This window comes from Streptomyces sp. NPDC091287 (assembly GCF_044768525.1).
Lineage (GTDB): Bacteria > Actinomycetota > Actinomycetes > Streptomycetales > Streptomycetaceae > Streptomyces.
The window spans coordinates 432,232-455,650 of record NZ_JBIVUV010000005.1; the positions used below are offsets into that span (position 1 = coordinate 432,232).

22 protein-coding genes and 1 pseudogene are annotated in these 23,419 nt (G+C 71.5%); 11 read left to right on the top strand and 12 right to left on the bottom strand.

The genetic code is table 11. The annotated features are described in order from the left end of the window. Nucleotides 1-4: 4 nt before the first annotated feature. From ACIQRW_RS11010 to ACIQRW_RS11020, 3 genes are all read left to right on the top strand, one after another. Nucleotides 5-1,582 (top strand): MFS transporter, encoded by a 1,578-nt coding sequence (locus ACIQRW_RS11010; RefSeq protein WP_403757347.1) that lies wholly within the window; start codon nt 5-7, stop codon nt 1,580-1,582. Nucleotides 1,583-1,736: 154 nt separating this feature from the next. Beyond that, the gene (locus ACIQRW_RS11015; protein ID WP_403757350.1) at nt 1,737-2,201 is read left to right on the top strand and encodes a VOC family protein; all 465 of its coding nucleotides are present in this window, start codon (nt 1,737-1,739) and stop codon (nt 2,199-2,201) included. A gap of 50 nt (nt 2,202-2,251) precedes the next feature. After that, nucleotides 2,252-2,902, top strand: coding sequence for a hypothetical protein (locus ACIQRW_RS11020; RefSeq protein WP_403757353.1), 651 nt, complete (start codon nt 2,252-2,254; stop codon nt 2,900-2,902). A 9-nt stretch (nt 2,903-2,911) separates the two neighbouring features. On the opposite strand, the gene ACIQRW_RS11025 is transcribed toward ACIQRW_RS11020, so the two are convergent. Then, nucleotides 2,912-4,135, bottom strand: a complete 1,224-nt coding sequence (locus tag ACIQRW_RS11025) for a methyltransferase domain-containing protein (protein ID WP_403757356.1) — start codon at nt 4,133-4,135, stop codon at nt 2,912-2,914. A gap of 135 nt (nt 4,136-4,270) precedes the next feature. Here ACIQRW_RS11025 and ACIQRW_RS11030 point away from each other — a divergent pair, with 135 nt between their 5' ends. The 3 genes from ACIQRW_RS11030 to groL all read left to right on the top strand — a co-directional run bounded on the left by ACIQRW_RS11030 (nt 4,271) and on the right by groL (nt 7,508). Continuing rightward, the gene (locus ACIQRW_RS11030) at nt 4,271-5,194 is read left to right on the top strand and encodes a polysaccharide deacetylase family protein (RefSeq protein WP_403757359.1); all 924 of its coding nucleotides are present in this window, start codon (nt 4,271-4,273) and stop codon (nt 5,192-5,194) included. A gap of 281 nt (nt 5,195-5,475) precedes the next feature. Beyond that, entirely contained in the window at nt 5,476-5,784 is a 309-nt protein-coding gene (gene groES / locus ACIQRW_RS11035; protein ID WP_003966899.1) for a co-chaperone GroES, read from the top strand. 98 nt (nt 5,785-5,882) lie between these two features. Next, nucleotides 5,883-7,508 (top strand): chaperonin GroEL, encoded by a 1,626-nt coding sequence (gene groL, locus ACIQRW_RS11040; RefSeq protein ID WP_356754836.1) that lies wholly within the window; start codon nt 5,883-5,885, stop codon nt 7,506-7,508. Between the two features lie 91 nt (nt 7,509-7,599). Here the strand turns inward: groL and ACIQRW_RS11045 are convergent, their stop codons facing one another. From ACIQRW_RS11045 to ACIQRW_RS11090, 10 genes and pseudogenes are all read right to left on the bottom strand, one after another. After that, the gene (locus tag ACIQRW_RS11045; RefSeq protein ID WP_403757362.1) at nt 7,600-8,613 is read right to left on the bottom strand and encodes a hydroxyacid dehydrogenase; all 1,014 of its coding nucleotides are present in this window, start codon (nt 8,611-8,613) and stop codon (nt 7,600-7,602) included. Between the two features lie 58 nt (nt 8,614-8,671). Then, a complete protein-coding gene (locus tag ACIQRW_RS11050; RefSeq protein WP_403757365.1) occupies nt 8,672-9,514 on the bottom strand; it encodes a carbohydrate ABC transporter permease in 843 nt (280 codons plus the stop codon). Then, nucleotides 9,511-10,440 (bottom strand): annotated as a pseudogene (locus ACIQRW_RS11055) (carbohydrate ABC transporter permease). Before ACIQRW_RS11055 ends, ACIQRW_RS11050 begins: the two are co-directional and overlap by 4 nt. Continuing rightward, complete coding sequence (locus ACIQRW_RS11060) at nt 10,437-11,765, bottom strand: ABC transporter substrate-binding protein (RefSeq protein WP_403757368.1); 1,329 nt, start codon at nt 11,763-11,765, stop codon at nt 10,437-10,439. Before ACIQRW_RS11060 ends, ACIQRW_RS11055 begins: the two are co-directional and overlap by 4 nt. A 160-nt stretch (nt 11,766-11,925) precedes the next feature. After that, entirely contained in the window at nt 11,926-13,044 is a 1,119-nt protein-coding gene (locus tag ACIQRW_RS11065; RefSeq protein WP_403757371.1) for a substrate-binding domain-containing protein, read from the bottom strand. Between the two features lie 147 nt (nt 13,045-13,191). Further along, the gene (locus ACIQRW_RS11070; protein WP_403757374.1) at nt 13,192-13,965 is read right to left on the bottom strand and encodes an SDR family NAD(P)-dependent oxidoreductase; all 774 of its coding nucleotides are present in this window, start codon (nt 13,963-13,965) and stop codon (nt 13,192-13,194) included. Between the two features lie 10 nt (nt 13,966-13,975). Continuing rightward, nucleotides 13,976-14,086 (bottom strand): multicopper oxidase domain-containing protein, encoded by a 111-nt coding sequence (locus ACIQRW_RS11075; RefSeq protein ID WP_403757376.1) that lies wholly within the window; start codon nt 14,084-14,086, stop codon nt 13,976-13,978. After that, nucleotides 14,058-14,354, bottom strand: a complete 297-nt coding sequence (locus ACIQRW_RS11080) for a hypothetical protein (protein WP_403757379.1) — start codon at nt 14,352-14,354, stop codon at nt 14,058-14,060. The genes ACIQRW_RS11075 and ACIQRW_RS11080 overlap by 29 nt, the downstream gene beginning before the upstream one ends. Nucleotides 14,355-14,478: 124 nt before the next feature. Next, entirely contained in the window at nt 14,479-16,062 is a 1,584-nt protein-coding gene (locus ACIQRW_RS11085; protein ID WP_403757382.1) for a PQQ-binding-like beta-propeller repeat protein, read from the bottom strand. Between the two features lie 254 nt (nt 16,063-16,316). Further along, nucleotides 16,317-16,985 (bottom strand): MOSC domain-containing protein, encoded by a 669-nt coding sequence (locus ACIQRW_RS11090; RefSeq protein WP_403757385.1) that lies wholly within the window; start codon nt 16,983-16,985, stop codon nt 16,317-16,319. Between the two features lie 131 nt (nt 16,986-17,116). On the opposite strand from ACIQRW_RS11090, the gene ACIQRW_RS11095 reads away from it, so the two are divergent. Continuing rightward, a complete protein-coding gene (locus ACIQRW_RS11095) occupies nt 17,117-18,007 on the top strand; it encodes a LysR family transcriptional regulator (protein ID WP_361334550.1) in 891 nt (296 codons plus the stop codon). A gap of 139 nt (nt 18,008-18,146) precedes the next feature. Here ACIQRW_RS11095 and ACIQRW_RS11100 read toward each other — a convergent pair whose 3' ends face one another. After that, nucleotides 18,147-18,476, bottom strand: a complete 330-nt coding sequence (locus tag ACIQRW_RS11100; RefSeq protein WP_403757388.1) for a WhiB family transcriptional regulator — start codon at nt 18,474-18,476, stop codon at nt 18,147-18,149. Between the two features lie 453 nt (nt 18,477-18,929). Here ACIQRW_RS11100 and ACIQRW_RS11105 point away from each other — a divergent pair, with 453 nt between their 5' ends. The 4 genes from ACIQRW_RS11105 (at nt 18,930) to ACIQRW_RS11120 (ending at nt 23,279) form a co-directional block, all read left to right on the top strand. Then, nucleotides 18,930-19,541, top strand: a complete 612-nt coding sequence (locus tag ACIQRW_RS11105; RefSeq protein WP_003948568.1) for a response regulator transcription factor — start codon at nt 18,930-18,932, stop codon at nt 19,539-19,541. A 280-nt stretch (nt 19,542-19,821) separates the two neighbouring features. Beyond that, nucleotides 19,822-20,397: a sigma-70 family RNA polymerase sigma factor gene (locus tag ACIQRW_RS11110; RefSeq protein ID WP_030084428.1), complete on the top strand. Its 576-nt coding sequence runs from the start codon at nt 19,822-19,824 to the stop codon at nt 20,395-20,397. A 138-nt stretch (nt 20,398-20,535) separates the two neighbouring features. Then, nucleotides 20,536-22,038 carry an IMP dehydrogenase gene (gene guaB, locus ACIQRW_RS11115; RefSeq protein ID WP_403757390.1) on the top strand — a complete coding sequence of 501 codons (1,503 nt, stop codon included), beginning with the start codon at nt 20,536-20,538 and terminating at the stop codon, nt 22,036-22,038. Nucleotides 22,039-22,154: 116 nt separating this feature from the next. Beyond that, nucleotides 22,155-23,279, top strand: a complete 1,125-nt coding sequence (locus tag ACIQRW_RS11120) for a GuaB3 family IMP dehydrogenase-related protein (protein WP_007453079.1) — start codon at nt 22,155-22,157, stop codon at nt 23,277-23,279. Nucleotides 23,280-23,419: the final 140 nt, after the last annotated feature.

The window sequence follows — 23,419 nt, forward strand, 5'->3', positions numbered from 1 at the left end:
CGTCATGGGCGGCGCGGGGAAGAGCGGGGCGGGAAGAGATCTTGAGGGCGCGGCGGCGGGAGCGCCGGGCGCGGGGACTGCCGGGGGCGCGGGGGAGCGGCACGCGCGGTGGCTGCTGGTGGTGGCGCTCACGGTGCAGTTCCTGGTGTCGCTGGACATGTCCGTGGTGAACGTCGCGCTGCCCGACATCCGCAGCGACCTCGGCTTCGACGGGGGCGGGCTGCTGTGGGTGGTGAACGCCTACGCCCTCGCCTTCGGCGGGCTCCTCATGCTCGGCGGTCGGCTCGCCGATCTGGCCGGTCCCCGCCGGGTCCTGACGGCGGGCCTGGTGCTCTTCGGCCTCGCCAGCCTGGCCGGCGGGCTCGCCTGGTCGCCCGGGTCGCTGGTGGCGGCGCGGGCCGTCCAGGGCGTCGGCGCGGCGGCCCTCGCCCCGGTGGCGTTCGCCCTGATCACCCTCGCCTTCCCGGCCGGGCCCGCCCGGTCCCGGGCGCTCGGGCTGTGGGGCATGGCGGGCGCGGCGGGCGCCGCGGTCGGGGTGCTGGCGGGCGGGGTGCTCACCGACGCGACGGGCTGGCGGTCCGTGATGCTGGTCAACGTGCCGATCGTCGCCTTCGCACTGGCCGCCGCCGCGCGCACCGGACCCGTCGGCGGGGGACGCCGGGCCGGGGCACGGCTGGACGTGGCCGGGGCGCTGCTGGTCACGGCCGGGACGACGCTGCTGGTCCTCGGCCTGGTGCGGACCTCGGATCACGGCTGGGGCTCGACGACCACGCTCGCCTCCCTCGGCGTCGCGGTGACCCTGCTGGCCGCCTTCGTCGCCGTCGAACTGCGGACCGAGTCCCCGCTGCTGAGGCCCGGCCTGCTGAGGGGGCGGCCGGTGCTGACCGCGAACCTGTTCTGTCTGCTGCTGGCCTCGGCCCAGTTCGGCGCGTTCTACTTCGTCTCGCTCTACATGCAGCTGGTCCTCGGGTTCGGGCCGACGGCCGCCGGATTGGCGTTCCTGCCGTTCTGCGTGGGCGTCGTCGCCGGCTCGGTCCTCGCCCCCCGGGCGGTCGCCGCGCTCGGCATCCGGCGGCTGATGGCGGTGGGCGCGACGCTGGCGGCGCTGGGCATGGCCTGGTTCGCGGCGACCGCCACGGTCGACGGCGGCTTCCTCGTCTCCATCCTCGGCCCGTCGCTGGTCTGCTCCTTCGGCATAGGGCTCTGCTTCGTCCCGCTCGGCACGGCCGCGACGACCGACGTGGCCCCCGGCGAGACCGGCATGGCCTCCGGGCTGCTCAACAGCTCGCGGCAGGTCGGCGGCTCGCTCGGCCTCGCGGTGCTGGTCACCGTCGCCGCGCAGATCACCGGCGGCTCCACCGGGCTCACCGAGCTGTCCTCGGGGTACGCGGCCGCGTTCTGGGCCGCCGCGGGACTCCTGGCGGCGGCCGCGCTGGCGGCGTACGTCCTGCTGCCGGCGGAGCGGAAGGCCCTCACCGGGCCGACGGGCGCCGGGCGGGACCGCGCCGGGCGGGAGGGCGCCGAGCGGGAGGGCGCCGAGCGGGACCGCGCCGAGCGGGAGGGCGACGCCGCTTCCCGCTGAGCCCGTGCCGACCCTGCTTCCCGCTGAGCCCGCGCGGGTGGCGGCGGCGGTGCCGGGGCGTGTCCGATGAGTCCGAGCGGCGGACCGGGTCTACCTTCCACGACGTCCGGACCGGCCGGCCCGGACGTGTGGACGGCCCGACGAGGAGAAGATCATGCAGAAGATCACCCCCTGTCTCTGGTACGACGGCAAGGCCAAGGAGGCGGCCGAGCACTACGTCGCGATCTTCGGCGGGGACTCCCGCATCCTGGACGTCACCCACTACGGCGAGTCCGCCCCGGGCGAGACGGGTTCCGTGCTCACCGTCGAGTTCCGGCTCGCGGGCCAGGACTACCTGGGGCTCAACGGCGGCCCGCAGTTCCCCTTCACCGAGGCGATCTCGCTCTCCGTGGACTGCGCCGACCAGGCCGAGGTGGACCGGTTCTGGGACGCGCTCTCCGAGGGCGGCGAGGAGGGCCGGTGCGGCTGGCTCAAGGACAGGTTCGGGGTCTCCTGGCAGATCGTGCCGAACGAGCTGCCGCGCCTGCTGGCCGACCCGGACCCGGCGAAGGCGGACCGGACCATGAAGGCGATGCTCGGCATGGGCAAGCTGGACATCCAGGCACTGCGCGACGCCTGAGCCGCCGGGCCCGCCCGGACCACGGGACCGCTCCCGATAGTGTCTGGTCCATGTCACGCCGCCCCTCCCTGCCCCCGCCCCCGCCTCCCGTGGAGATCCGGACCTGGCCGGACCGCGAGGCGATGCTCGCCGACCGGGAGCTGATCCTGCGCGCGCTGGTGGGGATGCACCTGGGGCCGGGGCGGCTCGGTGTGCTGGTGATGTGGGCCGGGCTCGCCGCGTTCGGCTGGCTGCTCGTGGGGTCCGGACTCGTCATGTTCGAGCAGGCGTCGGCGGACTTCTTCAGCGGGATCGCCGGAGTCCTGTCCCTGCTCCTCGGGGCCGGGGCGCTGATACCGGCGCTCGTCCTCGCCTCCCTCTACGTCGCCCGGGACCGGGAGATCCGCGCGCTGCTCGTGGAGTGGGGCGCGCTGGACCGGGAGCCGGAGCGCGACCGGGAGTTGCGGCTGCCCGGGATGAGCCTGGTCTGGCTGCTGCTGTCGTTCGTCCTGGCGGCGGGCGGGCTGGCGCTCTGCGTGATCGGCCCGGCGAGCGCCCGGCCGGGCGACGACACGTACGGCATGGTCGCCCTGATCATGGGCCTCGGCATGGTCGCCTGGCTCACCGGACTCATCGGCGCCGTCAAGGCGTTGACGCACCGCCGCTGGGTGCTGCGTGTCCTGACGGCCCCTGCCCCGCTGGACGCCCCGGCCCACCGCTGACGCCCCGGTTCATTCCAGCGGATGCCCGATCAGCATGGTCGGAGCCCCCGCCACCCGGGTCAGGAACACCGTCGCCGAGTGAGGACCGCTCAGCTTCATCCGGCGACGCAGCTCCTCCGGCTCGACCGCCGAGCCGCGCTTCTTGACGGTCAGTACGCCGACCTCCCGCTCCCGCAGCAGCGCCTTCAGCTTCTTCATGTTGAACGGCAGCCGGTCGGTGATCTCGTACCCGGAGACGTACGGGGAGGAGTAGCGCGTGTCGCTCGTGACGTACGCGATCGTCTCGTCCACCAGCCGCCCGCCGCACCGCTCGACGATGTCGGCGACCAGATGCGCCCGGATCACCGCGCCGTCCGGCTCGTACAGATAGCGCCCGACCGGGCCAACGGGCGGGGCGGGAAGGGGGGCCGGGGCGGTCAGGGTCGCCCCGGAGGGCAGCAGCGTGGCCCGGAACGCGCCGGGCGCGAAGCCCTCCCCGTACCAGAGCACCGCCTCCTTCACATCGCCGCCGTCCGAGATCCACTCGGCCTCAGCCTCGGGGCCGATCGCCTCGTGCGGGACGCCCGGGGCGATCTTCAGCGCCGCCCTCGGGGCCTTCAGCGCGGCGGCCGCCGCCCAGGACAGCGGCGGTGAGTACGCCTCCGGATCGAAGATGCGGCCGCGTCCGCCCCGCCGGGCCGGGTCCACGAACACCGCGTCGTACGGGGCGGTGTCGATCTCCGTGACATCGGCGCACCGCACCTCGATCAGCTCCTCCAGGCCGAGCGCCTCCGCGTTGGCGCGGGCCACTTCGGCGGTCAACGGGTCGCGGTCCACGGCCAGGACGGAGATCCCGGCGCGGGCCAGGGCGAGGGCGTCGCCGCCGATGCCGCAGCACAGGTCGGCCACGCTCCGCACGCCGAGCCCGGCGAACCGGGCGGCGCGGTGGGCGGCGACCGAGGTGCGGGTGGCCTGCTCGACCCCGTTGGGCGTGAAGTACATCCGGTAGGCGTCCTCGGCCCCGAACTTGGCCACCGCCCGCTGCCGCAGCCGGGCCTGGCCCAGGGCCGCCGAGACCAGCTCCGCCGCGTGCGTGCGGCGCAGCCGGGTCGCGGCGGCCAGCTCGTCGGCGGGGTCGTGGTCGCGCAGCTCGGCCAGCAGCTGCTCGCCCTCGGGGGTGCGCAGCGCCGCGAAGGCGGCGCGGGCGGGGTCGTCGTCCGGGGCGGAGGGGGTCGTTGCGTTCACCCGGTCCATTGTGGCCGCTGCGCCGGCGCTGTGGGCCGGCCGGGGGACGGCGCCGGTCCGCTCGCGGTGTCGGGGCGGGAGGCGGGCCGACGGCTGGCAGGATGCGGCGCCATGCAGCTAGTACGACAAAACGAAAAATCAGCCATGAAGTGGCACAGGTCGGGCACCGTCGTGCTGGCGGCCCTGCTGGCCGCCGCCGTCGCCTCCGGGTGCGCGGCGGAGACGGGCGGCGGTGGCACGGCAGCTCCCGGCGGACCCGCGAAGCCCGCCGCCGGCCAGCCGGGCGAGGCCGCTCCGAAGGCCGGACCCGCCCGTGCCATGGACACCTACGCCGAGGCGCTCAGGAAGAAGCAGGCGGCGCGGGCCGTCGCCGCGAAGAAGTGGGGACTGGCCAAGACCCCGCTCGCGGCCCCCGAGCCGCCGAAGGTGAAGCCGCGCATCACCACCCGCGAGGGCTTCGAGGTCCGGGACGACGCCGGGCTGCCGCCCGTCTTCACCACCGTTCCGACCAAGGAGAAGATCGTCTTCCTGACGATGGACGACGGGGCGGAGAAGGACCCCGAGCTGCTGCGGATGATGACCGAACTGTCCATCCCGTACAGCGCGTTCCTCAGTGACTACGTCACCAACGACGACTACGGCTACTTCAAGAAGATGCAGAAGCGCGGCGTGACGATCAGCAACCACACGCTCAACCACCGCTATCTGCCCGGCCTCTCCGCCGGTGAGCAGGAGCGGGAGATCTGCGGCCAGCAGGAGAAGATCCTCAAGCACTACGGGAAGCGGCCCACCCTCTTCCGCCCGCCCTACGGCAACTACAACCGCGACACCCTCGTCGTCGCCAAGTCCTGCGGGATCACCGCCGTGCCCCTGTGGTCCTCCGAGGCCTTCCCCGACCACATGGAATGGCGCGAGTGGGACCGGGACCTGCACCCCGGCGACATCGTCCTCACCCACTTCCGGGGCAAGGAGGACTGGAAGGGCTCGATGCCCGACATGATCCGCCGGGTCATGAAGACCGTCACCGACAAGGGATACGCGGTGGCGAAGCTGGAGGACTACGTCTGACCGGTCTGCCCCGCCGCGCGGAACGCACGGCTCCGCCCCCACGTTGTCCGGACGGTGACCCGACAGAGCCCCGATCGAGACGGCGCGAGGGTGGTGAATTGGCACTCCGCTTGACCGAGTGCTAATCGCGGTCATAGTCTCGGTGCTGGCACTCCCCCCTGGAGAGTGCCAGCAGCACTCTGCGCGACAGGGCAGGTCCGGCACCCGCGACGACGGGCCGGTCAGGTCGCCGCCCACAGACTGTTAAACCCCGTGAGATCTCCGAAGGGGGAGACCGGATCGTGTCGACCACCAGCTCCAAGGTTGCGATCAAGCCGCTCGAGGACCGCATTGTGGTCCAGCCGCTCGACGCCGAGCAGACCACGGCTTCCGGCCTGGTCATTCCGGACACCGCGAAGGAGAAGCCCCAGGAGGGCGTCGTCCTCGCTGTGGGCCCGGGCCGCTTCGAGAACGGCGAGCGGCTTCCGCTCGACGTCAAGACCGGCGACGTCGTCCTGTACAGCAAGTACGGCGGCACCGAGGTGAAGTACAACGGCGAGGAGTACCTCGTCCTCTCGGCCCGCGACGTTCTCGCGATCGTCGAGAAGTAATTCACCCACGTTTGCTTGTGTTCTGCGCCCCTGGCCCCCTGCGAAATAACTAGCCGGGCGGCGAGGGGCGCAGTTCATTTTGAGAGGGAACACAGCCCATGGCGAAGATTCTGAAGTTCGACGAGGACGCCCGTCGCGCCCTTGAGCGCGGCGTCAACAAGCTTGCCGACACGGTCAAGGTGACGATCGGCCCCAAGGGCCGCAACGTCGTCATCGACAAGAAGTTCGGCGCTCCCACCATCACCAACGACGGTGTCACCATCGCGCGTGAGGTCGAGCTCGACGACCCGTACGAGAACCTCGGCGCCCAGCTCGTCAAGGAGGTGGCGACCAAGACCAACGACGTAGCGGGTGACGGCACCACCACCGCGACCGTGCTGGCCCAGGCGCTCGTCCGCGAGGGCCTGCGCAACGTCGCCGCCGGCGCCTCCCCGGCCGCCCTGAAGAAGGGCATCGACGCCGCGGTCAAGGCCGTGTCCGAGGAGCTCCTCGCGACCGCCCGCCCGATCGACGACAAGTCCGACATCGCCGCCGTGGCCGCGCTCTCCGCGCAGGACACCCAGGTCGGCGAGCTCATCGCGGACGCGATGGACAAGGTCGGCAAGGACGGTGTCATCACCGTCGAGGAGTCCAACACCTTCGGTCTGGACCTGGAGTTCACCGAGGGCATGGCCTTCGACAAGGGCTACCTGTCCCCGTACATGGTGTCCGACCAGGAGCGTATGGAGGCCGTCCTCGACGACCCGTACATCCTGATCCACCAGGGCAAGATCGGCTCCATCCAGGAGCTGCTCCCGCTCCTGGAGAAGGTCATCCAGGCCGGCGCGTCCAAGCCGCTCCTGATCATCGCCGAGGACGTCGAGGGCGAGGCGCTCTCCACCCTCGTCGTCAACAAGATCCGTGGCACCTTCAACGCCGTCGCGGTGAAGGCCCCGGGCTTCGGCGACCGCCGCAAGGCCATGCTCGGTGACATCGCCACCCTCACCGGTGCGACCGTCATCGCCGAGGAGGTCGGCCTCAAGCTCGACGGCGCCGGTCTCGACGTGCTGGGCACCGCCCGCCGCGTCACCGTCTCCAAGGACGACACGACCATCGTCGACGGCGGGGGCAACTCCGAGGACGTCAAGGGCCGCGTCAACCAGATCAAGGCCGAGATCGAGTCCACGGACTCCGACTGGGACCGCGAGAAGCTCCAGGAGCGCCTCGCGAAGCTGGCCGGCGGCGTGTGCGTCATCCGTGTCGGCGCCGCCACCGAGGTGGAGCTCAAGGAGAAGAAGCACCGCCTTGAGGACGCCATCTCGGCGACCCGCGCCGCTGTCGAGGAGGGCATCGTCTCCGGCGGTGGCTCCGCCCTCGTCCACGCGGTGAAGGTCCTGGAGGGCAACCTCGGCAAGACCGGCGACGAGGCCACCGGTGTCGCGGTCGTCCGCCGCGCCGCGGTCGAGCCGCTGCGCTGGATCGCCGAGAACGCCGGCCTGGAGGGTTACGTCATCACCTCCAAGGTCTCCGAGCTCGACAAGGGCCAGGGCTTCAACGCCGCCACCGGCGAGTACGGCGACCTGGTCAAGGCCGGCGTCATCGACCCGGTCAAGGTCACCCGCTCCGCCCTGGAGAACGCCGCGTCCATCGCGTCGCTGCTGCTCACGACCGAGACCCTGGTCGTCGAGAAGCCGGCCGAGGACGAGGGCGACGCCGGTCACGGCGGCCACGGCCACTCCCACTAGTACGACCCGCACCGCTCGGTACGCCGTTCGGTACGCCCGAGGCCCGGCACCCCCGTCGTGGGGGCGCCGGGCCTCGGTGCGTTCCGGGCGGTCACGCCATGCGTGCCAGGTCCTCCGGCGTCACCGGGTCCGCGAACGGCAGCCCGCTCGCGTACCTGGCCACCTCGTCCAGCGCGAAGTCCGCCATGCGGTGGATCTCGTCGCCCAGGGAACCCGCCACATGCGGCGTCAGCAGCACGTTCGGCAGGTCGTACAGCGGCGAATCGGCGGGCGGCACCTCAGGCTCCGTCACGTCCAGCACCGCGTTCAGCCGCCCCGACACCAGCTCGGGCAGCAGCGCGTCGCCGTCGATCAGCGAACCCCGCGAGGTGTTGATCAGCGTCGCCCCGTCCGGCATGGCCGCCAGCTGCGCCGCGCCGATCATGTGCCGGGTGGCGGGCAGTTGGGGCGCGTGGACGGAGACGATCCGGCTCCGGGCGCAGAGCTCGTCCAGGCCCACCTTCTCCGCGCCCAGCCGCGCCGCCGTCCCCGCGTCCACGTACGGGTCGAAGAGAAGCACGTCCAGATCGAACGGGCGCAGCAGCTCGATCACCCGGCGGCCGATCCGCGAAGCGCCCACGATGCCCACGCACCGCCGGTAGTTGCCGTGCCCCGCCAACTCCGCGCGCCAGTCGTGCGGGGCGCGCAGCTCCCGGTAGCGGCGGGCGGCGGGAGCCACGTTCTTGCCCGCGAGGAGGATCGCGGCCAGCGTGTACTCCGCGACCGGCAGCGCGTTCGCCCCGGCCGCCGAGGTGACCCGCAGGCCGCGCTCCCAACAGGCCGGGGTGATGTGGTGCTTGACGCTCCCGGCCGCGTGCACCACGGCGCGCAGCCGGGGGGCGGCGGCGAGGACGCCGGCGGTGAGCGGGGGCGCGCCCCAGCAGGTGATGAGCAGCTCCGCCCCGGCGAGCGCACGTGCGACCTCGGGCGTCGGGTCGGTCAGCCGGTGGGCGACCAGACCGGGGTCGGTGTCCACGAGCGCGGTGAGCCGCGCCCGCTGCCGGACACCGAACAGCTGCTCCGCGATGCCCGGGCCCATGGCCAGGAGGGCGGTGGGGGCGGTCATGCGACGCTCCTTGAGGTCATGGGGCACCCTGCGGTCGTGCGGTGTTCCCTGCTGGTCGTCATTTGACGCTCCCCGCGGTCAGACCGGCCTTCCAGTGCCGTTGGAGCGTGACGAAGGCGATGATCAGCGGAGTGACGGCGAGGAGGGAGCCGGTGACGACCATCGGGTAGAACGTCGGGTCGGCGTTGGCGTTGCTGTGCCAGTTGTAGAGGCCCAGGCTCAGCGGGTACAGGTCCTTGTCCGACAGCATGACCAGCGGCAGGAAGAAGTTGTTCCAGATCGCGGTGAACTGGAACAGGAAGACCGTCACGAAGCCGGGCATCACCATGCGCAGGCCGACCGACCAGAAGGTCCGCAGCTCGCCGGCCCCGTCGATACGGGCGGCCTCCAGGACCTCGTCGGGTATGTAGCCCGCGCTGAAGATCCGGGACAGATACACGCCGAACGGATTGACCAGCGCCGGGATCAGCACCGCCCAGTAGGTGTTGACGGTGCCGGTCTCGACGGCCAGCAGATACAGCGGCAGCGACAGGGCGGTGGAGGGCAGCAGCACACCCAGCAGCACCAGGGCGAACAGCTTCTCCTTGCCCCGGAAGCGGTACTTGTCGAAGGCGTACCCGGCGGCGACGCTGATCAGCGAGCAGCCGAGCGCCCCGACGCCCGCGTACAGCAGCGAGTTGCCGTACCAGCGGAAGTAGATGCCGTCCTGGTAGGACGTCAGCTCGGAGAGATTGTGCCCGAGGTCGAAGCCCTGGGAGGAGAAGACGTCCCCGCCCAGGAGGTTCCCGGCGTCCTTGGTGGCCGCGGTCAGCAGCCAGACCAGCGGGAACAGCGTGTAGACGGCGGCGATCAGCAGGACGACGTTGACCGCGGACTTCGACAGCCATCGGTTGGAGGTCATGAGCGTGCCTCCTTCCTGCGGTTGGTGAGGCGTGTGACGACGAAGGAGAGGACGGCGGCGACCAGCGCGATCAGGACGGACGCGGCTGCGGCGAGGCCGTAGTCGTTGCGTTCGAAGGCGGCGCTGTAGGCGTACATGTTCGGGGTCCAGGTGCTGGTCACCGCCGAGCCCGAGCCGCGGCTGAGGATCAGGGGTTCGGTGAACAGCTGGAGCGAACCGATGATCGTGAAGAGCAGGACCATCACCAGGGACGAGCGGATCAGGGGCAGCTTGATGGAGAAGGCGATCCGCCAGTTCCCCGCCCCGTCGACGGTCGCCGCCTCCAGCAGCGAGCGGTCCACGGCCTGGAGGGCCGCTTAGAAGATCACCACGTTGTAGCCGAGCCACTGCCACAGGGCGATGTTGACGATCGAGGGCAGGGTGCCCTCGGAGGAGAAGAAGTCGAAACCGAAGCCGCCGGCCTCCATGGCGGCGACGACCGGGCTGAGCTGCGGGGTGTAGAGGTAGATCCAGATCAGCGCGGCGATCAGGCCGGGGATGGCGTGCGGCAGGAACAGCGCCAGCTGGAAGAAGCGGCGGGCGCGGGCCAGCGTGGAGTCCAGCAGCAGCGCCAGCACGATCGCGCCGCCGCCCATCAGCGGGATGTAGAACGCGCAGTAGCCGAGCAGCACCCAGAAACCGTCGCGGAACGCCTGGTCGCCCAGGGCCGTCGCGTAGTTGCCGAGCCCGTCGAAGACGGTACGGGGACCGTCGAAGCCTAGGCCGGACTGCTTCTCGGTGAAGAGGCTGAGCCAGAGCGCGTAGCCGACCGGGACGATCATCGCCACGGTGAACAGGGCGAAGAAGGGGGTGAGGAGCGTGCCCGCGGCCAGTCGGGTACGGGCGCGTGTGCCGAGCGCCTTCGAGCGGCGTCCGTCGGTGCTCATGAACCCTCCTCCACCCTCAGGCCGCGCTTACGCAGATCGGCGACGGTGGCCTCGTGGGCCCGCCTGATCGCGCGCGGCAGCGTCGAGCCCCCGCCGACGACCTCGCCCAACTCGTCGCCGAGCGCGGAGTTGGTCGCGCCGGGGCTCGGGCCCCACACCCAGTCGGGCCCGATCGACCTGCCGGCCTCCTCGAACAGCCCGTACAGGTCCTGGCCGCCGTAGAAGCCCGTGTCGAACGCCTTCTTCGCGATCGGCACCATGGCGGGGGAGGCGGGCAGGGCGCTCGACGTGCTCGCCCCGATCCGGGCGTTGATCGCGTCCTCGTGCGTCGACATCCACAGCGCGAACTCGACGGCCGCCGCCGTCTTGGTGCTGCCCTTGCTGACGGCGAACGTGGAACCGCCGATCATCCCGCTGGCCGGCCGGTCCGCCTCCGGGGTCGGCAGCGGCAACGCCGCCCACTTGCCCTTCTGCTCGGGCACGATGCCCGCCAGCACGCCCGCGCCCCAGGACGCCCCGAGGTAGCCGACGGTGGTGCCCTGCTTGAGGGAGCTGGTCCACTCGGGGCTGAACGAGGAGGCGGTGGAGACGAGCCGGTCGTCGATCATGCCCTGCCAGTAGTCGGCGGTGCGCTCCGACGCGGGGTCGGTGGTGTCGATCCGCCAGGCGTCCGTCCCGGCCCGGAACCACTGCGCGCCCGCCTGCCAGGCCATGGCCTGGAAGAACGTCGGGTCATCGGGGAAGAAGGTGGCGATCCTGGTCTTCGGGGAGACCTTCTTCACCCGCTCCGCCGCGCTCCGGAAGTCGTCCCAGGTGGCGGGCGGTTCGATCGAGTGCTCGGTGAAGAAGTCCTTGCGGTAGTAGAAGACCTGGGGCGCGGCGTCGAAGGGGACCGCCCAGTTCTTCCCGCCGAGCGTCGTCATCTCGATCGTCTGCGGCAGGAACTTCTTCCTGACGTCCTCGGTCAGGTAGGGGCTGATGTCCTGGAGCGACCCCTGGCTGACGAACGCGGACAGCTGCGGGTACTCGATGGAGAGCAGATCGGGGGCGATGCCCGCCTTCACCGCGTTGGCGATCTTGGGGTAGCCGCCGAGGCCGCCCGAGGGTATCTCCTCGAACTTCACCTCGATCGTGTCGTGGGTCGCGTTGAACGCGTCCACGACCTCCTGGGACCCCTTCGTCCATGCCCAGAAGGACACGGTCACCGGGTCGTCGGCGGTACCTCGGGCGCGGGAGTCGTCGGCGCCGCCGCACGCCGTGACAACGGCGAGGGCGGTGGCGGCGCCGACCAGCGCATGGACGGGGCGGGACCAACTGCGGCTCACGGCATGGCTCCTGTACGAGCTGTGCGGCCGGAAGTTCCGGCCGTGCCGCGATATTTCGATTCCCCCTGAGCGAAGTCAAGAGCGAAAGATTGAATGATCGAATAATGATCGAACGAGGTGGGTGGAAAACCGGCTTAATACCCTGAAACCGGATGCCCGGTCATGGTCCGGCGGCCGGCTCGGGCGCAGGCCGCCCGCAGGAGCCCCGCACCCGCAGCGTCGGCAGCAGCGCCATATGGAGCCGGGGCGCCCGCCCGTCCCCGCCGCCCGGGTACCGGGGCCCGGACAGCCGCTCCACCAGCAGCTCCGCCGCCGCGCGCCCCACCTCCCGCTTGGGCGGGGCCACCGCGCTCAGCGGGGTGTCGGCGAGCGCGGCCACCTCGTCGTCGTACGTGATCAGCGCCAGGTCCCCGGGGACCCGCACCCCCAGCTCGGCCAGCCGGCGCACCAGCCGGATGGCCTCCTCGTCGTTGTGGACCAGCACCGCGCTCGCCCGCCCCTCGCGCACCGCGGACCGCACCGCCAGCGCCGACCGCTCGAAGAGGGCCGGATCGCGGTCGGCGGAGACCGAGGCGACCGGCGGCTCCGTCCCGGCGAGGCCCAGCGCGGCCAGCGCCCGCGCATACCCGGCGCGTACCGCCTGGGCCGTCGGGCTGTCCGAGCGGGCGACCAGCATCGGCGCCCCGTGCCCCAGACGCACCAGGTGCCGCACGGCGAGCAGCACCCCGTGCGCATGGTCGGAGCCCACCCGGTCCAGACCCTCCAACGGGCTGCCGGGCGCCCCCTCGCGCTCCACCAGCACCTTCTCGCCGGGCAGCCGGGCCACCCACTCGCCGTACCGCTGGGGGTGGTCCGGCTCCGTCCAGCTCGGCGCCAGCAGCAGCCCCTGCGCCCCGGCCGCCAGCAGCCCGGCGGCGTGCGTCGCGTCGTCCTCGGGGCGGTAGTCGGTGACCCGCAGGATCAGCCGCGCGCCGAGCCGGGCGGCCGCCTCGTGCGCGCCCCGGATCACCTCGGCGAAGTAGTAGGCGGTGGCCGGGGCCAGCATCCCGATCACGGGGCCGCCGCCCACCGGCGTACCTGCCGGGCCCCGGTCGGCGGGCCAGGACACCGAACCGTGCGCCCGCTCCAGCAGCCCCCGGGAGGCCAGCGCCTCGACATCGCGCCGGGCGGTGACGGTGGCGACGCCGAGCCGGTCCGCCAGGTCGGAGACCCGTACGGTGCCGCGCTCGCGCACCACGTTCAGCAGCCGGTCATGACGTTCAGCAGCACCTTCGCGCACGGAGACAGCCCCCTGGAGCAGAATGATCGAACCCTGAGCAATGGGCGATCATTCGATCACAGGGTGGCCGGACGCGGGAGGGGCGGAACCGTTGCCGTACGGCACACCCGTACCGCATCCGTACGGACCACAGCAGTGGGTGCGGCGCTACCGCGGACCGTACTTGCGCCCCGTCCGCGAGGTGACCCCGCCGAGCAGCCCCCGCGGGGCGACCTTCACCAGCCCCATCAACGCCTTGTAGCGCGGGTCCGGGATCGACACCGTCTTCCCCCGGGCCAGATCCGTCAGCGCGGACGCCACCAGCCTGTCCGCGTCGAGCCACATCCAGTTCGGGATGTTGTCCGTGCCCATCCCGGCCCGCTCGTGGAACTCCGTCCGCACGAACCCGGGGCACAGCACCATCAGCCGCACCCCCGACCCGGCCAGATCCCGCGCCACGCCCTGGGTGAACTGCACCACCCACGCCTTGGACGCCCCGTACGTACCGCGCGGCACGAACGCCGCGACCGACGCCACGTTGACGACCCCGCCCCGGCCCCGCTCCCTCATCCCGGTGACAGCCGCCGAGGTCAGCCGCAGCACCGCCTCGCAGTGCACCTTCAGCATCGTCAGCTCGTCGGCCATGGATACTTCCAGGAAGCGGCCCTTGTTGCCGAACCCGGCGTTGTTGACCAGCAGATCGACCGGGTGCGTGCGGTCCGCGAGCCGCTTCTCCACCGCTTCGATCCCGCCCTCCGTGGACAGGTCGGCGCTCAGCACCTCGGCCTCGATGCCGTGCCGGTCGTGCAGTTCGGTGGCCTGCTCGCGCAGCCGCGCGGTGTCCCGTGCCACCAGCACCAGGTTGTGCCCCTGGGCCGCGAGCCGCCGCGCGAACGCGGCCCCGATGCCCGCCGTCGCGCCCGTGATCAGTGCAGTCGTCATACGCCGCACGTTAGTGCCCCGCATGACCGGGCGGCGCACCCGCCCACTGCCCCCGGTCCACCACCACGAACTGGCCCATCATCCCGTCGTCCTCATGGGACAGCAGATGGCAGTGGTACATGTACGGTCGCCACACCCTTCCGGAAATCGGTGCTTCCCGCCCGCATCCGCAGGTCGAAGACGCGCGTGCCGTCCTTGTCCACAGTCGAGGGCGCGAGCGGCGGTACCGCCAGCGCGTTGTCGAAGCGGACCTTGCCCACCGTGCTGATGTCCGAGCCCGTCCACAGCCACGCGAACGAGCTGCCCACCGCGGCCACGAACACCCCCACCACCACGGCCAGCGTGAGGAGCACCCGCTTCAGCCGCCGTCGTCCCCTGGTCTTCTCCATGCTCACGAGCATTCCGGGCCGACCGCGCACCGGGCATGGGGCAGACCCCTGAGCGGCCCCCGACCGGGCCCCTACGACCCGGCCGGGGCTACCCCTTACTACCCGTCAGGGTGGAGCGGTGGGGTCAGGGCGCGGCGGGGACGAAGGACAGCATGCGGGCCTCGCGCACGGGCTTCCGGTCCTCGTCGCCGCTCACGTGCGTCGACGTCAGGACGAGCCGCCCGCCGACGTAGGCCGTGTGCCCCATGGACATCTCGTACTCCCACGGCGCGGTCGCCACCGGGTGCTTCACGACGTTCGTCTCCGTGCCGGCGCCGCGCGGGCCCATGAGGAAGGTCCGGCCGGGGCGGCTCGACGTGGCGGCCTCGTAGATGAGCATCGACTTGCCGTCCTCCGCGCGCAGCGGATACAGCCTGCGCAGTTCGTCGGACTTGATGCCCCACAGGAACTTCCCGGTCTTCAGGTCGTACGCGCCGACCTGTTCGGTGCCGCCCAGCATGATGAGGCCCTTGCCGACCCCGGTGCCCCGGCAGGGCTGGATGTTTCCGCCGGCCCCGTCCCCGCCGCAGTGCTCGAAGCCCTTGGCCCGGGCGTCGAAGGTGGTGCGGTGCTTGCCTTTCGGGTCCAGGACCGTGATCCGCCAGTCCCTCGCGGTGTCCTCGTTGTTGTAGGTGGTGAAGACGACCGGGTCCATGGAGATCAGGTTTCCGAAGCTCCAGCCGGTCTTCATCCGGTAGCGCCACAGGACCTTGCCGGTACGCGGATCGAGCTCGCGGACCTGGCCGTAGTTCTTGCTCCGGTCGATGGCGATCATGCAGTCGGAGGTGACCAGGAGCCGAGCGGCGCCGCCCGCCACGTCGCCGGGGACGCACTTGTCCTTGTTCTCCCGGGGGATCTCGTAGAGCTTGCTCCCGTCGTCCATCCGGTAGGTGATGGCCTGCATGTTCCGGGCGACGGACAGGACGTCACCGCTGATGGCGCTGTAGACGATGAACGTGTTGTCCCGGTCACCGGGCTCGTCGAGCTCCTTGTGCCAGCCCTGCTTCCCGGTCCTCAGATCGATCATCCGCATCTGGTTGCACTGGTTGCCCCGCTCGTTGTCCGGCCTCTCGTGGTGGAAGACCACGACCTTGCCGTCGGGCGTCGGGTTGGCCGGTGTCTCGCAGACGGAGGAGGGCAGGTCGACGTTCCAGACCTCGGCGCCGTCCGAGAGCCGGTAGGCCGTGACCTTCCGGTGCAGGGCCTGGACCGCGGTGTCGCCGACGATCCACAGGTCGTGGACCTTGTTGATCTGCCTCGGCAGGTCGGTCCTGTCGTCGACGATCCAGGCCGCCGACTCGTCCGGCTTCCGAGCGGCGGCGACCTCCTTCGTCGTCGGAATGTGGCTCAGCTCCGGGCCGCCCGCCGCGGGGGTTCCGGACGGGGACGCCGGTCCGGAGGGCTCGGGCGACTCCTTCGCCACGGGCTTCGCGGGCTCGTCCCGCCACTGGTCGGAGAGCGCGTACGCCCCTCCCGCCACGACCACCAGCACCAGCGCGACGACCGCGGCGACGACCGGCCCCCGGCCGAACCGGCGACGCGGCGGCGGTGCCGGCAGGGTCGGCGGCCCGAACCCCTGGGGCTCGCCGCCCTCCGAGGCGTACGGGTTGCCGGGAACGGGCTGCTGCGGCGGGCCCGGGGCGTACCAGGGCTGCTGCGGGTCGGGCATGGTCTTCCCCCTGAGACGTGCCACTCGGCCAGAAGAGTTCTCCTCGGGCACAGGTCACTGGTGGTGGACGCGCCGCACACCGATCCAGTTCCCGCCGCAACGTCCCCGGACCCCGCGGCGGATGACGCCACCTCACCGATCCAGTTCCCGCCGCAACGACCCCGCGGCGGATGACGCCACCTCACCCGCCCGGACCGCCGCTTCCCCCCGCACCGGACGGCCGGGCCCTCCGTACGGGACCGTTCGCCCGGCCCTCAGCCCTGCCGCGCGGCGTACTCCCGCGCCTTGCGCAGTGCCTCGGGATGCAGCGCCTCCCCGGCGGCCAGCAGCGCGGGCAGCAGGGTGCGTTCGGTCGTCACCGCCCGGAACTGCAGGGCGGCGGTGACCTCGTGGTCCGGCCGGTGCACGATCTCGATGGGGTCCCCGGCGCGGACGGCGCCCGGCTCGATCACCCGCAGATACGCGCCGGTGGCGCCCTGCTGGGTGAACCGCCGGACCCACCCCCGCTCCCCGAGGTGGTGGGCGAAGGTCCGGCACGGGATGCGGCCCGAGGTCACCTCCAGCACCAGGTCCGTGCCCACCAGCCAGCGCTCGCCGATCCGCGCGCCGCTGACGTCGAGGCCGAGGGTCGTGAAGTTCTCGCCGAACACCCCGTTGGCCAGCTTCCGGCCGCCCAGCTCCCACTCCCAGGCGTCCAGCTCCTCCCGGGCGAACGCGTACACCGCCTGGTCGCTGCCACCGTGATGACGCAGGTCGCACACCACGTCCCCGGCCAGTCCGCTGCCGCCGCTGCCCTTGGGCCCGGGGTCTAGGACCTCGACCGGGCCCTCCACCGGTCGCTTGTCGATCCCGGTGACACCACCCGGGCCGTCGGTCCGCACGGAGGGGCGGGGTCGCCCGATGTTCACGGTCAGCAGCTTCATGGGGTCACGCTAAGGGCTGTCCCACAATTCCCGGCAGGCGCACGACGACAGCTACGGCACCTCGCCGCCGAGAGCCCAAAGGTTCCTCTCGTGAATTCGCCCAGCCCCCAAGAATTCCTTATGCTGATGGGGTGATCGAAGCTCGCCACCTCCGTGTCCTGCGCGCCGTGTCCACCACCGGCTCGTTCTCCGCCGCAGCCCGCGAACTCGGCTGCACCCAGCCCGCCGTCAGCCAGCAGATGAAGGCCCTGGAGTCCTCCGCGGGCACCACGCTGCTGATCCGCACCGGACGCGAGATGCGCCTCACCCAGGCTGGCGAGGCGCTGGTACGGCACGCCTCCGGCATCCTCGCGGGGCTGACCGCCGCCGAGGAGGAGGTCGCCGCCATCGCCGGCCTGCGGGCCGGCCGGGTCCGGCTGGTCTCCTTTCCCAGCGGCAGCTCCACCCTGGTCCCGGGGGCGCTGGCCGCCCTGCGCGCCGAACACCCCGGCACCCGGGTGTCGCTCGTCGAGGCCGAGCCGCCGCGCTCGGTGGACCTGCTGCGTGAGGGCGACTGCGACATCGCGCTGGCGTTCCGTTACGGGAGCACCGGCGGCGAATGGGACGACCTGGTGGTCCGGCCGCTGCTTACCGACCGGCTGATCGGTCTGGTTCCGGAGGGTCACCGGCTGGCGGAGGCGTCGAGCGTGTCGATCGGAGAGCTGGCCGACGAGTCGTGGATCGCGGGCTGTCCGCGCTGTCGCCGACAGCTGGTCGAGGTCTGCGAGGAGTCCGGCTTCACCCCGCGCATCGACTTCGCCACGGACGACTACCCGGCGGTGATGGGTCTCGTCGGGGCCGGGCTCGGGGTGGCGGTGCTGCCGGAGCTGGCCGTCGAGTCGGTACGCCCCAAGGGGGCCAGGGCCGTGCCGGTGGAGCCCGCGATCGAGCGGGAGATCGTCGCGCTGACCCTGCCGGACCTGGCCCGGGTCCCGGCGGTGGCGGCGACCCTGGACCAGCTGTCGCGCACGGCCGCCCGCTGAGACCGCTCGGGGCCGCGGCGCCCGCCGGGCCCCGCGGCCCACGGGCGGTGAGGGGTCCGGCCTCGCTGCGGCTGGTCGCGAGCCGGATGGCTGAAGGTGTCGAAGAAACGTTTCTGCGTTCGGTTGGCGCGTACGGGTGTCAGGTGGCGCCGGGGCCCGGTCCCGCGGCGGGCGCCGCGGTGATCAGCCGGGTTCTGGCCCGGCCCATCAGCTCTTCGCGCTCGTCCTCCGTCAGGCCGCCCCACACGCCGTAGGGCTCCCGCACGGCCAGCGCGTGGGCCGCGCACTCGGCGCGTACCGGGCAGCGCATGCAGACCTCCTTGGCGGAGACCTCACGGGCGCTCCGGGCCGCGCCGCGCTCACCCTCGGGGTGGAAGAACAGGGAGCTGTCCACGCCTCGGCAGGCGGCGAGCAGCTGCCAGTCCCACAGGTCGGCGTTGGGTCCGGGAAGGCGGGAGAAATCTGCCATTGCTTGTCCCCTCGGAGCTGTGCTGCGTCGGAAGCGGCATCCTCGACCGTCTGTGATCGACGGCCTCTGATGCTCGGACCGTCTGTGATCGGTGTGACCGAAGTCTCGACCGTACATCTGCGGTGCTAGTAGATGTAAATATGACTGATTGCGAATCTAGCCACAGACACCCTCAAAAGGGAAGAAATGGTGCCGAATAGGGCACGCCAAGGAGTGAAGATTCGGTTGACGGGTGAATCACCCGCGCCGTTCTCCTCCGTATACGGCCCTTCACGTAGAGTGCCGAACCCGGCCGCCCGACCCGTAACTCTTTCGAGTGACCGTCGTTAAGGGAACGGATGCGGTTGACGGATATCCGGCTCGGGCACATGTCCGAGGGGGTCAACCGCACAGGTGACGACATGTATCAGCCTGGAGGCTCAAGGTGACGCGCATCAGCTGCGGAGGACGGTCATGACATCCGTCCTCGTCTGCGACGACTCCCCGCTTGCCCGAGAAGCGCTCCGTCGCGCGGTGGCCACCGTGCCCGGCGTCGAGCGCGTGACGACGGCGGCCAACGGCGAGGAAGTCCTCCGCCGCTGGGGTGCCGATCGTTCGGATCTGATTCTGATGGACGTACGCATGCCCGGTCTGGGAGGTGTGGAGACCGTCCGGCGACTGCTCTCCGCCGACCCCGGGGCCCGGATCATCATGCTGACCGTCGCCGAGGACCTGGACGGCGTCGCGCTCGCGGTCGCCGCCGGGGCCCGCGGGTATCTGCACAAGGACGCCTCGCGCGCCGAGCTGCGGGCCACCGTCACCCAGGCGCTGGCCGATCCGACGTGGCGGCTCGCCCCCCGCCGACTGCGGTCCGCCGAGATGGGGGCGGCCCCCACGCTCACCGCGCGGGAGATCCAGGTCCTCGAAGGCATGAGCCACGGCCGCTCCAACGCGGAGATCGGCCGTGAGCTGTTTCTCTCCGAGGACACGGTCAAGACCCACGCCCGGCGCCTGTTCAAGAAGCTCGGGGCCTCGGACCGCGCCCATGCGGTGGCCCTCGGATTCCGCTGGGGCCTGGTCCGCTGACGACCGGCCCGGGCCGCGCCCCGTCCGCAGACCGGCGGACGGGGTCACGGAGCGGGCCATCGGCTCCACATCCCCGTATCCGGGTGCCCGCTCAGCGGCGCCATGTGACGCTTCCCGGCCGATGACGCATCCTTGAGTCGTGGAGTTCCTCAGGAACGATTCGGTCGAGCGGAAGGGGAGGGCGCAGGACATGACATCCGGCGCACCCGCTCATAACGCTTCGGTGCACAACTCGGGACGCGGTGAAGCGGACCGGGTGGCCTCAGGGCACCATGGTCCGATGCGCGACGACGAAACCACGGTGATCGGTGCCCTCGTGCACCGGGCCGTCGACGGCGACGCGCAGGCCACCCATGATCTGCTGGCCCATGTACACCCCCTCGCCCTGCGCTACTGCCGCTCCCGGCTGAACCGCCTTCCCGGTGATGCTCGCCACTTCGTGGAGGACCTGGCGCAGGAGGTCTGCGTCGCGGTGCTGATGGCGCTGCCGCGCTACAAGGACACCGGCAGGCCCTTCGAGGCCTTCGTCTTCGCGATCGCCGGGCACAAGGTCGCCGACCTCCAGCGCGCCGCGATGCGCCACCCGGGGTCGACCGCCGTCCCCTCCGACGAGATGCCGGAGCGGCCCGACGACTCCCTCGGCCCGGAGGAGCGCGCCCTGCTCAGCAGCGACGCCGCCTGGGCCAAGAAGCTCCTCGCCAACCTCCCGGAGAACCAGCGCGAGCTGCTGGTCCTGCGCGTCGCGGTCGGACTGACCGCGGAGGAGACCGGCCAGATGCTCGGGATGTCCCCGGGCGCGGTCCGGGTCGCCCAGCACCGCGCGCTCAGCCGGCTCCGGGCGCTCGCCGAGCAGTAGACACCCTCGCCGGCCCCCCGCCGGAGGCGCTGTAGGAAGCTACAGATCAGCCAAGTGATCTTGATCGTGGAATGAGACGCCCGTGGAGCCCGTTAGCATGGACATCCGCACCGATCAAGGCCATTTGGGGAAGGTGTCATGACTGCAAACGTCGACGGAGTGCCCGAGAAGTTCGCGACGCTCGGGCTGACCTACGACGACGTGCTGCTGTTGCCCGGCGCGTCCGAGGTCCTGCCCAACGCGGTCGACACCTCGTCGCTCATCTCGCGCAACGTACGGGTGAACATCCCCCTGCTGTCGGCCGCCATGGACAAGGTGACCGAGGCACGGATGGCCATCGCCATGGCCCGTCAGGGCGGCGTCGGCGTGCTGCACCGCAATCTCTCGGTCGAGGACCAGGTCAACCAGGTCGACCTGGTCAAGCGCTCCGAGTCGGGCATGGTCACCGACCCGATCACCGTGCACCCCGACGCCACGCTCGGTGAGGCGGACGCGCTCTGCGCCAAGTTCCGCATCAGCGGCGTGCCGGTCACCGACCCGGCGGGCAAGCTCCTCGGCATCGTCACCAACCGCGACATGGCCTTCGAGTCGGACCGGTCGCGCCAGGTGCGCGAGGTCATGACGCCGATGCCGCTCGTCACCGGGCGGGTCGGGATCTCCGGCGTGGAGGCCATGGAGCTGCTGCGCCGCCACAAGATCGAGAAGCTGCCGCTGGTCGACGAGGCGGGCATCCTCAAGGGCCTCATCACGGTCAAGGACTTCAAGAAGGCCGAGCAGTACCCGAACGCCGCCAAGGACGCCGAGGGCCGTCTGCTGGTCGGCGCGGCCGTCGGCGCCAGCCCCGAGGCGCTGGAGCGCGCGCAGGCCCTCGCGTCCGCCGGGGTCGACTTCCTGATCGTCGACACCTCGCACGGACACAACAGCAACGCCCTCGCCTGGATGGCGAAGATCAAGTCGAGCGTCGGCGTCGATGTCATCGGCGGCAACGTCGCCACCCGCGACGGCGCCCAGGCCCTGATCGACGCCGGAGTCGACGGCGTGAAGGTCGGCGTCGGCCCGGGCTCGATCTGTACCACCCGCGTGGTCGCCGGCATCGGCGTCCCGCAGGTCACCGCGATCTACGAGGCCGCGCTCGCCGCCCGTGCCGCGGGCATCCCCGTGATCGGCGACGGCGGCCTCCAGTACAGCGGCGACATCGGCAAGGCGCTGGCCGCCGGCGCGGACAGCGTGATGCTGGGCAGCCTCCTCGCGGGCTGCGAGGAGTCCCCGGGCGAGCTGATGTTCATCAACGGCAAGCAGTTCAAGTCGTACCGCGGCATGGGCTCGCTGGGCGCGATGCAGTCCCGCGGCCAGGGCCGGTCCTACTCCAAGGACCGCTACTTCCAGGCCGAGGTGTCCTCGGACGACAAGCTCGTCCCCGAGGGCATCGAGGGCCAGGTCCCCTACCGCGGCCCGCTCGCCAACGTCCTCCACCAGCTCGTCGGCGGCCTCCGCCAGACCATGGGCTACGTCGGCGCCGCGTCCGTCGACCAGATGGAGAGCAAGGGCCGGTTCGTCCGGATCACCTCGGCGGGTCTCAAGGAGAGCCACCCGCACGACATCCAGATGACGGTGGAAGCACCGAACTACAGCCGTAAATAACGCAGGAAGTAACGCATCACCGCAGGTGAGGGGCGGACCGGAGTTCCCGGTACCGCCCCTCAGGCACGTGTCGGGGATACTGGTCAGCGCAGACGTAGAGGGAAAGGCCACACATCGTGACTGAGATCGAGATCGGGCGCGGCAAGCGCGGCCGCCGGGCTTACGCATTCGACGACATCGCCGTCGTTCCGAGCCGTCGCACCCGGGACCCGAAGGAGGTCTCGATCGCCTGGCAGATCGATGCCTACCGCTTCGAGTTGCCGTTCCTGGCCGCTCCCATGGACTCCGTGGTCTCCCCGCAGCACGCCATCCGGATCGGTGAGCTCGGCGGTCTGGGCGTGCTGAACCTGGAAGGCCTGTGGACCCGGCACGCCGATCCGCAGCCGCTGCTGGACGAGATCGCCGAGATGCCGGTCGAGTCCGCGACCCGGCGGCTCCAGGAGATCTACTCCGCCCCCATCCAGGAGGAGCTGATCGGGCAGCGCATCAAGGAGGTGCGCGACTCCGGCGTCGTCACCGCCGCCGCGCTCTCCCCGCAGCGCACCGCCCAGTTCTCCAAGGCGGTCGTCGACGCGGGCGTCGACATCTTCGTCATCCGCGGTACGACGGTCTCCGCCGAGCATGTGTCGGGCGCGGCCGAGCCGCTGAACCTGAAGCAGTTCATCTACGAGCTGGACGTCCCGGTCATCGTCGGCGGCTGCGCCACGTACACCGCCGCCCTGCACCTGATGCGGACCGGCGCCGCCGGTGTCCTCGTCGGCTTCGGCGGCGGCGCGGCGCACACCACGCGCAACGTCTTCGGCATCCAGGTCCCGATGGCCACCGCCGTCGCGGACGTCGCCGGCGCCCGCCGCGACTACATGGACGAGTCCGGCGGCCGGTACGTGCACGTCATCGCCGACGGAGGCGTCGGCTGGTCCGGCGACCTGCCGAAGGCCATCGCCTGCGGTGCGGACGCCGTGATGATGGGCTCCCCGCTGGCCCGCGCGACGGACGCGCCCGGCCGCGGCCGCCACTGGGGCATGGAGGCCGTCCACGAGGACGTGCCGCGCGGCAAGCTGGTCGACCTCGGCTCGGTCGGGACGACGGAGGAGGTCCTCACCGGTCCTTCGCACACCCCGGACGGTTCGATGAACATCTTCGGCGCCCTGCGCCGCGCGATGGCCACCACGGGCTACAGCGACCTCAAGGAGTTCCAGCGCGTCGAGGTGACGGTGGCGGACTCGCAGCACCGCCGCTGACCTCCGTACGTACGCGGAAGGGCCCGGACCGTCCTTAGGTTCTAGTGGTCGTTGCAACACCCCAGCTCAAGGGGTGCGATGGACTTCGGGATCCGTGAGGTGCGGACCGCGCAGGGGCCTGTGAAGCTGCGTCGGGAGCG